This window comes from Pantoea sp. sgz302252, assembly GCF_047713085.1.
GTDB lineage: Bacteria > Pseudomonadota > Gammaproteobacteria > Enterobacterales > Enterobacteriaceae > Scandinavium.
Map to the genome: position 1 here is coordinate 76981 of NZ_JBLFJW010000016.1, position 14003 is coordinate 90983.

The following is a 14003-nucleotide window of genomic DNA, read 5'->3' on the forward strand; positions in this document are numbered from 1 at the left end:
CTTCTTTACATTTGGTCAGGCAAAAGTTTTTTTGTCTTTATATACTGAGAGTAAGCCCCGGCGGGTGCGAGCAGTATAAACAAACAGGGGGCAAGGGATGTCACTGGATAATGTATATGGTCGTCGGCTGTCAGCGCTGAGTTTGAGCCTGATGCTGGCATTTGCTCCACTGTTTAGCGTTCAGGCGGATGAGCCTGAGCTTGTGCCAACAGACGGCTCAGCGACGCTGGGGGATGCCTCACAGGTTCTGACGCAGGTTGATGGATTGTCACCTGTAGTGTCAATGATGGTGGGGTTGCAACCCTTACCCGAAGGCGCGGCGGCAAAAAGCCGGGCCGACATTCAATCCCTTCTTCCTGGCAATGCATCCCCGGTTTATCTCAATCAGCTGGCCGCGTTGTATGCCGCCAGAGAGATGAAACCGATGTGGGAAAATCGTGACGCCGTTCAGGCCTTTCAGCAGCAGCTGGCAGAAGTTGCTATTGCCGGTTTTCAGCCCCAGTTCACTCGTTGGGTTGAGTTACTGACTGACCCGGCGGTCAGCGGTTTAGCTCGCGATGTTGTGCTCTCTGACGCGATGATGGGGTACCTGCAGTTTGTCAGCAGTATTCCTGTGCAGGGCAACCGCTGGCTCTACAGCGATAACCCCTACACGCTGGCAACGCCTCCGCTTTCCGTGATTAACCAGTGGCAACTGGCACTGGATAAAGGCGCTGCCGCGCAGTTTATCGCCGGGCTAGTGCCCCAGCATCCGCAATATGTCGCGATGCATCAGGCGCTGCTCGCGCAGCTGACGGACTCACGTCCCTGGCCACAACTGACCAGCACCGTTAAACTGAGCCCGGGGCAGTGGAGCAAAGATGTTCCGGCTTTGCGTGAAATTTTGCAGCGTACTGGCATGATGGACGGTGCTCCCGATATTGCTTTGCCCGGTGACTCACCAGTAGTTAGCCCTTCCGCCGTCGTCGCTAAGAAAAAGGGCAGCAGTACTGCTCCTGCTGTGTATGACCGTCAATTGGTCGATGCCGTGAAGCGCTTCCAGACCTGGCAAGGTCTTGGTGCTGACGGTGTTATCGGACAATCGACAAGAGACTGGCTCAATGTCAGCCCAGCCCAGCGTGCGGGCGTACTGGCACTGAATATCCAGCGCTTGCGCTTGTTGCCGGGCAAACTCTCCACCGGGATCATGGTTAACATTCCTGCCTATTCTCTGGTGTATTACCTGGATGGTAATCAGGTGCTGGCCTCTCGGGTTATCGTCGGGCGTCCCGATCGTAAAACACCGATGATGAGCAGTGCGCTGAATAACGTGGTGGTGAACCCGCCATGGAATGTGCCGCCTACGCTTGCGCGCAAAGATATCCTGCCAAAGGTTCAGAACGATCCGGGTTACCTGGAACAGCATGGCTATATCGTCATTCGTGGCTGGAACAGCAAAGAGACGATCAACCCTTATCACGTCGACTGGTCCACGATCACGGCGTCGAACCTGCCATTCCGCTTCCAGCAGGCACCTGGTGCGCATAACTCACTGGGGCGCTATAAATTCAACATGCCAAGTTCGGACGCTATCTACTTGCACGATACGCCGAACCATAACCTGTTCCAGAAAGACACCCGTGCGCTGAGCTCAGGATGTGTGCGCGTCAACAAAGCGTCTGAACTGGCGAATATGTTGTTGCAAGACGCTGGCTGGAATGACTCACGGATTTCTGACGCCCTGAAGCAAGGCGATACGCGTTATGTCAATATTCGGCAAAATATTCCGGTGAATCTCTATTATCTGACGGCCTTTGTGGGCGCGGATGGACGCCCGCAGTATCGTACAGATATTTACAATTATGATCTCACAGCGCGATCTGGCGCACAAATTCTGCCAAAAGCGGAACAATTAATCAGGTAAATGAAGAGGTTCAGATAATTCAGGTGTCGTATGTAGTAGTTAATTTGGGCTCATATTGCTGTAGCGCCCGTATTTACTGGGGTTAGGGTGTCTTGACGTCAGCGCTTTTGGCGGTTAAGGTGCCCTCCGTGCGCCAGAAGTGCATAAATAACGACCATTTACTTGTAGACCTGATTACCATGGACAAATTTGACGCTAATCGCCGCAAATTGCTGGCGTTGGGTGGTGTTGCGCTCGGCGTAGCGGCCATCCTTCCGACGCCAGCATTTGCCACCCTCTCGACACCTCGTCCGCGTATTTTGACGCTCAATAACCTGCACACCGGTGAGTCGCTCAAAGCGGAGTTTTTCGATGGCAGAGGCTATATTCAGGATGAATTAGCAAGACTTAACCATTTCTTCCGTGATTTCCGCGCGAATAAAATAAAGTCCATCGACCCTGGATTGTTTGACCAGCTTTACCGCCTTCAGGGACTGTTGGGGACCAACAAGCCTGTGCAGCTGATCTCTGGTTATCGCTCGTTAGATACCAATGATGAATTGCGCGCGCGCAGCCGCGGTGTCGCGAAGCACAGCTACCACACCAAAGGCCAGGCGATGGATTTTCATATTGAAGGTGTTTCGTTAAGCAATATTCGCAAAGCCGCGTTATCTATGCGCGCAGGTGGTGTAGGATATTACCCACGTAGCAACTTTGTGCATATTGATACCGGTCCGGTGAGGACCTGGTAACGAAACAGGAGCAACATGAACTATCGTATTATTCCGGTTACGGCTTTCGCCCAGAATTGTTCGCTCATCTGGTGTGAGCAGACCAGGCTCGCTGCGCTAGTGGATCCGGGCGGTGACGCTGAGCGTATCAAACAGGAAGTCGCCGCAGCAGGTGTCACGCTGATGCAAATCCTGTTAACTCACGGTCATCTCGATCACGTGGGGGCCGCCGCAGAACTGGCCGCGCACTATGGTGTGCCGGTTATCGGCCCGGAAAAAGAAGATGAGTTCTGGCTCACGGGGCTGCCGGCACAAAGCCGGATGTTCGGCCTCGAAGATTGTCAGCCTTTGACGCCAGACCGCTGGTTAGCGGAAGGTGATAGCGTAAGCGTGGGCACTATCAGCCTGCAGGTCTTACACTGTCCGGGGCATACGCCAGGTCATGTCGTGTTTTTCGACAAAGCCTCAGAGCTGTTGATTTCCGGTGATGTGATTTTCAAAGGCGGTGTAGGGCGCAGTGATTTCCCGCGCGGTGACCATGGGCAGCTTATCGATTCGATTAAGCGCAAATTGTTGCCGTTAGGGGACGAAGTGAGTTTTATTCCAGGCCATGGCCCAATGTCGACGCTCGGTTATGAGCGGCTGCATAATCCTTTCCTGCAGGATGAAATGCCTGTCTGGTAAACAAGAACACAGTAAAAAGGCCGCTAGCAAATAGCGGCCTTTTTCTTTACGGCTGGCTTACAGCACGGCCACAATCGCTTCGCACAGCGGCGCCATGTTGTCCGGCGTCATGCCCGCAACGTTAATACGCCCGGAAGCGACGGCGTAAACGCCGAACTCTTCACGCAGACGGAGGACCTGTTCTTTAGTCAGGCCGCTGAAGGAGAACATGCCGTTCTGTTTGGTGATAAAGCTGAAATCGCGATCCGCGCCTTTCTCTGCCAGAGTGTTCACAAGCAGCAGACGCATGCGCTGGATACGCTGGCGCATGTCGGTCAGTTCTTGCTCCCAGATAGCGCGCAGTGCGTCGTTGCTGAGGATCGTCGCCACTACAGAAGCACCGTGAGCCGGAGGGTTAGAATAGTTGGCACGAATGACAGACTTCATCTGGCTGAACGCACGGTCAGCGGTGTCTGCGTCTGCAGAGACTAAAGTGCAGGCACCGACACGTTCGTTATACAGACCGAAGTTTTTGGAGAAGGAGCTCGCCACCAGCAGTTCTTTATGCACGGCTGCGAACGCGCGCAGGCCTTCAGCATCCTCTTCCAGGCCGCGAGCAAAGCCCTGATAGGCGAAGTCGAACAGCGGCAGCCACCCTTTTTCGACAGACAGTTTGGCAAGCTGTTGCCACTGTTCCAGCGTAGGGTCGATGCCGGTTGGGTTATGGCAGCAGCCATGGAACAGCACCACATCACCCGCTTGCGCTTCATTCAGGCTTGCTACCAGGCCGTCAAAATCAAGCGCATGCGCTGCTGAATCATAATAAGTGTATTCACGCACTTCCAGACCTGCAGAATTGAACACGCCTTTGTGGTTCGGCCAGCTAGGGTTGCTGACCCAAATGCGTTTTACATCCGTGTTTTTCGCCAGAAAATCCGCTGCAACGCGCAGAGCACCGGTGCCGCCTGGCGTCTGAGCGGTACGTGCACGTTTGTCACTCACAATCGCGCTGCCTTTTCCGAACAGCAGTTCCTGGGTGCAGCGACCGAATTCAGGAATACCATCAATGCCGAGATAGTTCTTGGTGGTCTCATTTTCCAGCAAATAAAGCTCAGCTTTTTTTACGCTGGTCAGGACCGGGGTCTTACCGGTCTCGTCTTTGTAAACACCAATCCCGAGATTGATTTTCCCGGGGCGGTCATCGGCACGAAACAGATCGGCCAGGCCCAGAATGGGGTCGGCAGGGGCAGCGGTTATGTTCTCAAACATGACGAGGTTCCATTGTGGTTACTGAGGGGAAATCCGTTATCAGGTTAACGGTAGATGGATGAAATGCCAACCGTTTGCGACAAAAAGGGTAAGGCTTTTTTAAAGTCGGGATTTTTTCCTGACGGACATAAAAAAACAGGGCCGAAGCCCTGTTTCTTAAGCATATAACAAAGTGGCGTAGCGATTAGAACTGGTAAACGATACCAACAGCAGCCTGGTCGTCAGTCGCGTTGCCAGAAGCTTTAGAGTAGTCGTTGTCGTTCAGCAGGTTGAATTTGTACGCTGCATAGACGTTCATGTTCTTGTTGAAGTAGTACCAGGTACCCACTTCAATGTATTTAACCAGGTCAGCATCACCGCCGTTGAAGGTCCCTTTGGTTGAAGTACGAGCCAGCAGGTCTTTACCTTTGGACTGAACGTAACCAATGGATGGGCGCAGACCGAAGTCGAACTGGTACTGAACCACGGCTTCGATGTTCTGAGTTTTGTTCGCGAAGTTGCTGTCTGGCTCACGAGTCATGTTGTAAGTCTGAGCATACATCACAGCAGCGTAGACGTTGTTCGCGTCGTATTTGCTCGCGATAGACCATGCTTCAGCGCGGTCGCCACCAGCACTTGCGGTACCAACCAGCACGCCACCAGGGGTCGTGAAGGTAGCCGGGTTAACCTGAGCGTCGGTACGGTCAGCAGTCTCGTAACCAGCCGCAACGCTGAAGCCTTCCAGGAATTCGTACTGAACGGAGGAGCTTACGCCGTCGCCGTTTGCTTTCGCGCCGTTACCCGCCAGGTTCACGCTATTGACGCTGCCGTTGTCATTGTAGTCAACGTCGATTGGGCTGTTACGCTCGTTTTTACCCTGATACTGCAGGGCGAAGCTCAGGCCATCAACCAGACCGAAGAAGTTGTTGTTACGGTAGGTCAGAACGCCAGTGGTACGGCCGTTCATGAAGTTGTCGGTGGCAGCCCAGGAATCGCCGCCCCACTCAACCAGCATATCGGTGTATGCCGCTACGTCGTAGATGGCACCGTAGTTACGACCGTAGTCGATAGAACCCGCGTCACCAAACTTCAGACCCGCGAAGGCCAGACGAGTTTTGGTACCCTGAGCGCCTTCAGCATTGGAAGCATCCAGGTTGTATTCCCACTGACCGTAACCGGTGATCTGGTCGTTGATCTGAGTTTCACCTTTGAAGCCGATACGGGCATAGGTGGTGTCGTTGCTGTTGGTGTCGCCGTTGGTGGTCCAGATGTGCTCACCCACTGCTTTACCGTAAAAGTCCAATTTGTTGGCATTTTTGTTATAGATTTCTGCTGCGTTTGCCGCACCAGCTGCCAACAGGGCAGGGATAACCACTGCCAGGATATTGCGCTTCATCATTATTTATTACCCTCATTAGGTTTTTTATGGACACTTGCCACTGCCGCCAATAAGTTTCGTCAATAAAAATTTACGGAACTATTGATGAGAGTTTGGTGTCTTTCTGTGTCTGGGAGGCATATTTCCATTCATGACAACGTTTCGCTAGCCTGAAAGTGCTACAAATATCGTAAATAAGTTACAAAAAGAAATAATGTGTAATTAAATGTGTAAATTCAGGAACTTTGTGAAGCATCTCAAATTTCCTGAGCCACCGCTGAATTAATCGACAACTCCTTATCTATCTATATGAAAAGCTTATTATTAATTTTAATAATGCCTTTTCTTATCTAAGAATGCTTCTCATCTCTCTTTTTCTTATGCGCCAAAGTTAGCTTTTCGTGCGCGTTGCTGGTGCTCAGTTTGTGTGCTAAGTGCTCAGGTAATCCTTAAGTGCAAGAGATGTGTTGGTGAGATTTTGTGCGGAAGTATTTCAGGACACGGGGTGTAACATTTCGCTTAAGGGAAGGGGTTGATGTTTATGTTTGTAGAAATTCGCTAACAAATTCTGACAAAGGCAAAAAAAAGCCAGCAGGAAGGCTGCTGGCTTTTTGTGGTTCTTAAATTAGAAACTGGCGTTACGTGGAGTACGTGGGAAAGGAATCACGTCACGAACGTTTTGCACGCCGGTCACGTAAGCAATCAGGCGTTCAAAACCAAGACCGAAACCGGAATGTGGCACGGTGCCATAGCGGCGCAGGTCACGATACCAGCCATAGTCTTCCTTATTGAGACCCATTTCAGCCAGGCGAGCATCCAGCACATCCAGACGCTCTTCACGCTGGGAACCGCCGATGATTTCACCAATACCTGGGGCCAGAACGTCCATTGCCGCAACGGTCTTGCCGTCATCGTTAAGGCGCATATAGAAAGCCTTAATGTCTTTCGGGTAGTTCTTCACAACCACTGGGGCTTTGAAGTGTTTCTCGGCCAGATAGCGTTCGTGCTCGGAAGAGAGGTCAACGCCCCAGAATACTGGGTTCTCAAAGGTCTGACCGCAGTTTTCCAGAATGGTGATTGCATCGGTGTAATCCACCTGGGCAAAATCGGCTTTCACGAATTGCTCAAGGCGAGTGATGGCTTCTTTATCAACACGCTCGGCAAAGAATTTCATGTCATCCGCACGTTCTGTAAGCACGGCATTGAAAGCATATTTGAGCATGGCTTCAGCCAGCGCGGCGTTATCTTCCAGATCGGCAAAGGCCACTTCCGGCTCCAGCATCCAGAATTCCGCCAGGTGGCGGCTGGTGTTGGAGTTTTCAGCACGGAACGTAGGGCCAAAGGTATAGACCTTAGACAGCGCACAGGCATAAGTTTCAGCGTTCAGCTGGCCAGAAACGGTCAGGAAAGATTCGCGACCAAAGAAGTCTTTGTCGTAATCAATTTTGCCCTGATCGTTGCGTGGCAGGTTTTCCAGATCCAGTGTGGAAACACGGAACATCTCACCAGCACCTTCGGTATCAGATGCGGTGATAAGCGGAGTGGAAACCCAGAAGAAGCCTTCTTCGTGGAAGAAGCGATGTAGCGCCTGAGCCAGTGTGTGGCGTACGCGAGCAACCGCACCAATCAGGTTGGTGCGCGGGCGCAGGTGAGCCACTTCACGCAGATACTCGATGCTGTGACGTTTAGCCGCCATCGGGTACGTATCCGGATCTTCAACCCAGCCGGTGACTTCAATGTTCGTCGCCTGAATTTCGAAGCTCTGGCCCTGACCCTGAGAAGCCACCACTTTACCTGTGACAATAACGGAACAGCCCGTGGTCAGGCGCAGGACTTCCTGATTGTAATTCGGCAGAGAATTATTGATGACGGCCTGTACTGGATCAAAGCAGGAACCGTCATAGACGGCGAGGAAGGAAAAGCCAGCTTTAGAATCTCGACGGGTACGCACCCATCCGCGCACGGTGACTTCGCTGTCAACGGCTACGCGGCCCTGGAGTACGTCGGCTACAGGCACAACGCTCATAGTTATCTCTCTGTTAGTGGTCCGGAATAAGGTTTTCATTTCGCCCCTTTGTAAAGAGGGGACACCTATGTTACCTGTCATCTTTGTACTGACAAGAAAATTTCGCAGCGATACAGAGAGATTTGAGAAAATAATAAAAAGAAGGGAGCCACGAAGGCTCCCTCAGACTGCTGACAAAGAAGGAAAAAGCGTGGTTTTTCCTTCTTTGTGGTGAGCAGCCGAAAATCAATAAATTGATTTTCCTTGTTTATTATTAGGCACCCTATGACAAATCTTCATTCGTTAGAGGTTTGTCATCACTCTCAAGGGAGCCACGAAGGCTCCCTTTTGATGTTTAGCTGGCTTTTTTGACCTGAGGCAGGTCGAAAGCTTTACGCAAAGCCCGCACAAAGGCTTTGTCATGGCAGATGGTTTTGCCTGGGCTGTCGGAGAGTTTCGCCACCGGCTTGCCGTTACATTCCACCAGTTTGATAACGATATTCAGCGGTTTCACCTGTGGGATATCACACGTCAAACGTGTGCCAATACCAAAGCTCAGGTTCACTCGGGAAGAGAAGTGGCGATACAGCTCAACAGCCTTATTCAAATCCAGGTTATCGGAGAACACCAGCACTTTGCTCATTGGGTCGATACCCAGCTTCTTATAATGAGCGATGGCTTTTTCACCCCACTCAACCGGGTCTCCGGAATCGTGGCGCAGGCCCTGATAACGTTTAGCAAACTCTGGGCCGAAATCACGCAGGAAGGCATCCATGGTGATGCAATCGGTTAACGCGATACCCAACTGATCCGGATATTCATCAAGCCAGGCCGCTAACGCCACACGCTGGCTGGTTGCCAAATCTGGGCTGATTTGCTGATGCGCCTGGAACCATTCGTGCGCCTGCGTGCCCATCGGCGTGAGTGACAGACGACGCGCTAAATCGTAATTGCTGGTGCCAATAAACCATGGCTCCTGCTGCAAACGTTCAACGATGGCCTGCTGGACTTCGCGCGAGAACCGACGGCGAGTGCCGAAATCCATCAGACGGAAGCCGGACATGTCCATCCCAGCTGTTAACTGTGCGAAATCAGCCAGTTTGTGTTCGAGATGGTCGAGCGCAATCTGCACGCTGGCTTCCGGTGAACGGTAGCGATGCACCAGCTCGCTGATAACAGCTAACAGCGGGACTTCCCACATGATCACTTCACGCCACGGGCCTTCAAGGCGGATGTTCAGCTTGCCGTTGTCATTGCTGACCGTGACCTGCTGGGGGTTATAGCGAAAATCGCGAAGCCACTCGAGGTAGTCTTCTTTGAAGAAAGGCAGCCCGGACAGCCACTGGAACTCGTCGTCCTGGAGCCGGAGCGATTGCATCGCTTCGACTTGTTCACGAATGTCTTCGGCATAAATACCGAGCAAATCGTCACCGCGGCAGCGAAATTCTGCAGCCACTTGCACATCATAATAATGATGGAAAACGGCCTGCTGCATATGCAGCTTATAAGCATCTGTATCCAGCAGAGTCTGCAGAACAGGGGAAGCGAATGGTGTCATGGTGCGCAATAGCATCCTCATAAAGGAGCGTTTAGTACAATAAACAACGGCTGAAACCGCAGGAGTATACCTTGTTTATCGATTTATTGAACCCCGATCACACCACAAGGGCGTCACCGGGTGAAGGGCAAATCGTGCCGCCTGTTATCAAAATGTAGCAATTTGCGTGTTTGCCACTGAAAAGATGAACATTCTGCGTAGCGTGAAGGTGACAACAGGAATAGACTGAGGACGATACTTTACAAAAGATGCTAAAGGTTTTTTATGACACAACAGCCCCAAGCCAAATACCGCCACGACTACCGTGCGCCGGAATACCTGATCAGCGATATCGACCTGACCTTTGACCTGGATGCCGCAAAAACCGTCGTGACCGCCGTGAGCCAGGTTTCGCGTCACGCTGCGTCTGCCACGCCACTGCGCCTCAACGGTGAAGAGTTAACGCTGGTTTCGCTTCACGTGAATGACCAGCCGTGGAGTGACTATAAAGAAGAAGACAATCAACTGGTGATTAACGGTCTGCCGGAGCGTTTTACGCTGCGCATCGTTAACGAAATCAGTCCAGCCGCCAATACCGCGCTGGAAGGGTTGTACCAGTCAGGCGAAGCGCTTTGCACTCAGTGCGAAGCCGAAGGGTTCCGCCACATCACCTGGTATCTTGATCGCCCGGATGTGCTGGCGCGTTTTACCACTAAGATCATCGCCGATAAAACCAAATACCCGTTCCTGCTTTCTAACGGCAACCGCGTAGGGCAGGGTGAACTGGAAAATGGCCGTCACTGGATGCAGTGGCAGGACCCGTTCCCAAAACCGTGCTACCTGTTTGCGCTGGTAGCCGGTGATTTCGATGTGCTGAGCGATAGCTACACAACGCGTTCTGGCCGTGAAGTGGCGCTGGAGCTGTATGTCGATCGTGGCAACCTCGACCGTGCGCCCTGGGCGATGACCTCGCTGAAAAACTCCATGAAGTGGGACGAAGATCGTTTCGGCCTCGAATACGATCTCGACATCTATATGATCGTCGCCGTCGATTTCTTCAACATGGGCGCGATGGAGAACAAAGGCCTCAACGTCTTTAACTCCAAATACGTGCTGGCGCGTACCGATACCGCGACCGACAAAGACTACCTCGACATTGAACGAGTGATTGGTCACGAATATTTCCACAACTGGACCGGGAACCGCGTGACCTGCCGCGACTGGTTCCAGTTGAGCCTGAAAGAAGGCCTGACCGTGTTCCGCGATCAGGAGTTCAGCTCCGATCTGGGGTCACGTGCGGTTAACCGTATCAGCAACGTGCGTACTATGCGCGGGATGCAGTTTGCGGAAGATGCCAGCCCAATGGCGCACCCGATTCGCCCGGATAGGGTTATCGAAATGAACAACTTCTACACCCTGACGGTGTATGAGAAGGGTTCAGAAGTGATCCGCATGCTGCACACGCTGCTGGGGGAAGAGAATTTCCAGAAAGGGATGCAGCTCTATTTCGAACGCCATGATGGCAGCGCCGCGACCTGCGACGATTTCGTGCAGGCGATGGAAGATGCGTCTAACGTCGATCTTTCCCATTTCCGCCGCTGGTACAGCCAGTCCGGCACGCCGGTTGTGACTGTGCATGACGATTACAACCCGGAAACCGAGCAGTACACGCTGACCATCAAGCAGCACACACCGCCAACGTCTGAACAGCAGGAAAAACAGCCGTTGCACATTCCGTTCGATATCGAACTGTATGACAACGAAGGCAAGGTTATCCCGCTGCAGAAAGGCGGCCATCCGGTGCATAACGTCCTGAACGTGACTCAGGCGGAGCAGACGTTCATCTTTGATAATGTCTATTTCCAGCCGGTCCCTTCGCTGCTGCGCGAGTTTTCTGCGCCAGTGAAGCTGGAATATAAATGGAGCGATCAGCAACTGACGTTCCTGATGCGCCACGCCCGCAACGACTTCTCCCGTTGGGATGCAGCACAAAGCCTGCTTGCAACCTATATCAAGCTGAACGTCGCTCGTCATCAGCAGCATCAACCGCTTTCTCTGCCGGTTCACGTTGCTGATGCGTTCCGTGCGATTTTGCTGGATGAGAAAATTGATCCGGCTCTGGCGGCAGAAATTCTGACCCTGCCTTCAGTGAACGAAATCGCCGAGCTGTTTGAGACCATTGACCCGGTGGCGATTGCTACTGTGCGTGAAGCACTGACCCGCACGCTGGCCACTGAACTGGCTGATGAATTCCTTGCGGTGTACAACGCCAATAAACTCGACGCATACCGCGTTGAACATGCCGACATCGGCAAGCGTTCTCTGCGCAATACCTGCCTGCGTTATCTGGCGTTTGGCGATGTTGAGCTCGCTGATAAGCTGGTGAGCCATCAGTATCACAACGCGGATAACATGACCGATGCGCTGGCCGCTCTGGCCGCCGCCGTAGCTGCACAGTTGCCGTGCCGTGATGCGCTGATGCAAGAGTATGACGACAAATGGCATCACGACGGCCTGGTGATGGATAAATGGTTTATCCTGCAATCCACCAGCCCGGCAGATAACGTGCTGGAGACGGTTCGCAGCCTGCTGAAACACCGTTCATTCACCCTGAGCAACCCGAACCGCATTCGTTCGCTGATTGGTGCTTTTGCGATGAGCAACCCGGCGGCGTTCCACGCGGAAGACGGCAGCGGTTATCAGTTCCTCGCAGAAATGCTGACCGAGCTTAACAGCCGTAACCCGCAGGTGGCATCACGCTTGATTGAGCCGCTGATTCGCCTGAAGCGTTACGATGCGAAGCGTCAGGAGAAGATGCGTGCGGCGCTGGAACAGTTAAAAGGGCTGGAGAATCTCTCTGGCGATCTGTTCGAGAAGATCAGTAAAGCGTTGGCGTAATCGGTTGTTGTGGTGCCCGGTGGCGGCTACGCCTGACCGGGCCTACATGAAATCGAGCAGAGTGTAGGCCGGGCCAGGCGTAGCCGCCGCCCGGCATTATTATCCCTGCCGTCTTACCCGTATATCCGTTTCTCCGCGTTTCATCACCCGATTCAGCACCTCAGCCTCCAGTTCTGCCAGACGTACCGATCCTTTTCGCCGAGGGCGTGGTAGATCAATCGTCAGATCTAACCCGATCTTTCCTTCTTCTATAAGCAGTACCCGATCGGCCATCGCCACGGCTTCGCTCACATCATGCGTCACCAGCAAAACGGTGAACCCTTGTTCCTGCCATAACGACTCAATCAGATCCTGCATCTCCAGCCGGGTTAGGGCATCCAGTGCGCCGAGCGGTTCATCGAGCAATAACAAACCGGGGCGGTGGATCAGCGCTCTTGCCAGCGCCACGCGTTGTTTTTGCCCGCCGGACAGGGCTGCAGGCCATTCAGTTGCACGATCTTCCAATCCTACAGCCGCCAGTGCAGCAAGCGCATCGTTTCGCCAGTTGCCTTTCAAACCCAGACCAACATTATCGATAACCGTTTTCCACGGCAGCAGGCGTGCATCCTGGAACATCAGCCTTGTCTCTTGTTGACTGGCTGCTAGCGGGCCATTTCCTGCCAGCAATTCACCGCGATTGGGTTTTTCCAGCCCAGCCAGCAGGCGTAAAAGCGTGCTCTTTCCGCCGCCACTGCGACCGACTACCGCCACAAACTGACCGGCAGGAATATGCAGGTCGAGATCGTTCAATACAACATTATTGCCGTACTGTTTGCCGATACTGTTCAGCAATAAAGGAATACCGGGATTCAGGCGTGCCGTATTCATACTGTGGCCTCCTTCAGTTGATAAGCAGGGTTCCAGCGCAGCCAGACGCGTTCCAGCAGCTGCGCGCTAACATCCGCGAGTTTACCCAACAGCGCGTAGAGGATGATGGCGACCACCACCACGTCGGTTTGCAGGAATTCACGCGCATTCATGGCCAGATAGCCAATGCCTGAGTTTGCCGAAATGGTCTCCGCAACAATCAGCGTCAGCCACATCAGGCCGAGGGCAAAGCGGACACCGACCATGATGGAGGGCAGGGCACCCGGCAGGACCACATGCCAGAACAGGGCAAAACCTGACAGCCCATAGCTTCTTGCCATTTCAACCAGCCCACGGTCAATATTACGAATGCCGTGCCAGGTGTTGATGTAAATCGGGAACAGCGTGCCAAGTGCCACCAGAAAAATCTTCGCGCTCTCATCGATGCCAAACCACAGGATAACCAGCGGGATCAGCGCCAGATGCGGCACGTTGCGCAGCATCTGAATCGAGGTGTCGAGCAGCCTTTCTCCCCAACGGGAAAGCCCGCTGATAAGCCCAAGCACCAGGCCAATCGAGCCACCAATGGAAAAGCCAATCAGCGCGCGCCAGGAACTTATCGCCAGGTGTTGCCACAGCTCACCGCTGGCGGAAAGGGTCCAGAAAGCCTCGACCACGCCTTCCGGCGAAGGCAAAATCCGGTTTGAGAGCCAGCCTGTTGAGGAGGCGATTTGCCAGACCACAACGATGCCCACCGGCAGCAGCCAGGGGGCAACGCGCAGCAGCCATTTATTAGCAGGCGTTGCCATAGGCTC

General features: G+C 53.1%; 10 protein-coding genes. 4 read left to right on the forward strand and 6 right to left on the reverse strand.

What is annotated here, in order from left to right; translation table 11 throughout:
* The first annotated feature begins 97 nt into the window (after window positions 1-97).
* From ldtD to ACLW56_RS13725, 3 genes are all read left to right on the forward strand, one after another.
* Entirely contained in the window at window positions 98-1903 is a 1806-nt protein-coding gene (gene ldtD, locus ACLW56_RS13715) for a L,D-transpeptidase (protein ID WP_330984327.1), read from the forward strand.
* 179 nt (window positions 1904-2082) lie between these two features.
* Window positions 2083-2634: a YcbK family protein gene (locus tag ACLW56_RS13720; RefSeq protein WP_330984328.1), complete on the forward strand. Its 552-nt coding sequence runs from the start codon at window positions 2083-2085 to the stop codon at window positions 2632-2634.
* 15 nt (window positions 2635-2649) lie between these two features.
* Window positions 2650-3297 carry an MBL fold metallo-hydrolase gene (locus tag ACLW56_RS13725; protein WP_330984329.1) on the forward strand — a complete coding sequence of 216 codons (648 nt, stop codon included), beginning with the start codon at window positions 2650-2652 and terminating at the stop codon, window positions 3295-3297.
* A gap of 57 nt (window positions 3298-3354) precedes the next feature.
* On the opposite strand, the gene ACLW56_RS13730 is transcribed toward ACLW56_RS13725, so the two are convergent.
* From ACLW56_RS13730 to pncB, 4 genes are all read right to left on the reverse strand, one after another.
* Window positions 3355-4545 (reverse strand): amino acid aminotransferase, encoded by a 1191-nt coding sequence (locus ACLW56_RS13730; protein ID WP_330984330.1) that lies wholly within the window; start codon window positions 4543-4545, stop codon window positions 3355-3357.
* Between the two features lie 184 nt (window positions 4546-4729).
* On the reverse strand, window positions 4730-5923 hold the full coding sequence (locus ACLW56_RS13735; RefSeq protein ID WP_330984331.1) for a porin: 1194 nt from the start codon (window positions 5921-5923) through the stop codon (window positions 4730-4732).
* 604 nt (window positions 5924-6527) lie between these two features.
* Entirely contained in the window at window positions 6528-7928 is a 1401-nt protein-coding gene (asnS, locus tag ACLW56_RS13740) for an asparagine--tRNA ligase (protein ID WP_330984332.1), read from the reverse strand.
* A 334-nt stretch (window positions 7929-8262) separates the two neighbouring features.
* Window positions 8263-9465 carry a nicotinate phosphoribosyltransferase gene (pncB, locus tag ACLW56_RS13745; protein ID WP_330984333.1) on the reverse strand — a complete coding sequence of 401 codons (1203 nt, stop codon included), beginning with the start codon at window positions 9463-9465 and terminating at the stop codon, window positions 8263-8265.
* 264 nt (window positions 9466-9729) lie between these two features.
* Between pncB and pepN the strand changes: the two genes are divergently transcribed.
* Window positions 9730-12342 carry an aminopeptidase N gene (gene pepN / locus ACLW56_RS13750; protein WP_330984334.1) on the forward strand — a complete coding sequence of 871 codons (2613 nt, stop codon included), beginning with the start codon at window positions 9730-9732 and terminating at the stop codon, window positions 12340-12342.
* A gap of 99 nt (window positions 12343-12441) precedes the next feature.
* Here the strand turns inward: pepN and ssuB are convergent, their stop codons facing one another.
* On the reverse strand, window positions 12442-13209 hold the full coding sequence (gene ssuB / locus ACLW56_RS13755; RefSeq protein ID WP_330984335.1) for an aliphatic sulfonates ABC transporter ATP-binding protein: 768 nt from the start codon (window positions 13207-13209) through the stop codon (window positions 12442-12444).
* Complete coding sequence (ssuC, locus tag ACLW56_RS13760) at window positions 13206-13997, reverse strand: aliphatic sulfonate ABC transporter permease SsuC (RefSeq protein WP_330984336.1); 792 nt, start codon at window positions 13995-13997, stop codon at window positions 13206-13208. The genes ssuB and ssuC overlap by 4 nt, the downstream gene beginning before the upstream one ends.
* Window positions 13998-14003 lie beyond the last annotated feature (6 nt).

What these genes read in the sequence shown, in the direction of transcription:
- ldtD (WP_330984327.1), top strand. Translation starts at nt 98, where the DNA reads ATGTCACTGGATAATGTATATGGTCGTCGGCTGTCAGCGCTGAGTTTG.
- ACLW56_RS13720 (WP_330984328.1), top strand. Translation starts at nt 2,083, where the DNA reads ATGGACAAATTTGACGCTAATCGCCGCAAATTGCTGGCGTTGGGTGGT.
- ACLW56_RS13725 (WP_330984329.1), top strand. Translation starts at nt 2,650, where the DNA reads ATGAACTATCGTATTATTCCGGTTACGGCTTTCGCCCAGAATTGTTCG.
- ACLW56_RS13730 (WP_330984330.1), bottom strand. Translation starts at nt 4,545, where the DNA reads ATGTTTGAGAACATAACCGCTGCCCCTGCCGACCCCATTCTGGGCCTG.
- ACLW56_RS13735 (WP_330984331.1), bottom strand. Translation starts at nt 5,923, where the DNA reads ATGATGAAGCGCAATATCCTGGCAGTGGTTATCCCTGCCCTGTTGGCA.
- asnS (WP_330984332.1), bottom strand. Translation starts at nt 7,928, where the DNA reads ATGAGCGTTGTGCCTGTAGCCGACGTACTCCAGGGCCGCGTAGCCGTT.
- pncB (WP_330984333.1), bottom strand. Translation starts at nt 9,465, where the DNA reads ATGACACCATTCGCTTCCCCTGTTCTGCAGACTCTGCTGGATACAGAT.
- pepN (WP_330984334.1), top strand. Translation starts at nt 9,730, where the DNA reads ATGACACAACAGCCCCAAGCCAAATACCGCCACGACTACCGTGCGCCG.
- ssuB (WP_330984335.1), bottom strand. Translation starts at nt 13,209, where the DNA reads ATGAATACGGCACGCCTGAATCCCGGTATTCCTTTATTGCTGAACAGT.
- ssuC (WP_330984336.1), bottom strand. Translation starts at nt 13,997, where the DNA reads ATGGCAACGCCTGCTAATAAATGGCTGCTGCGCGTTGCCCCCTGGCTG.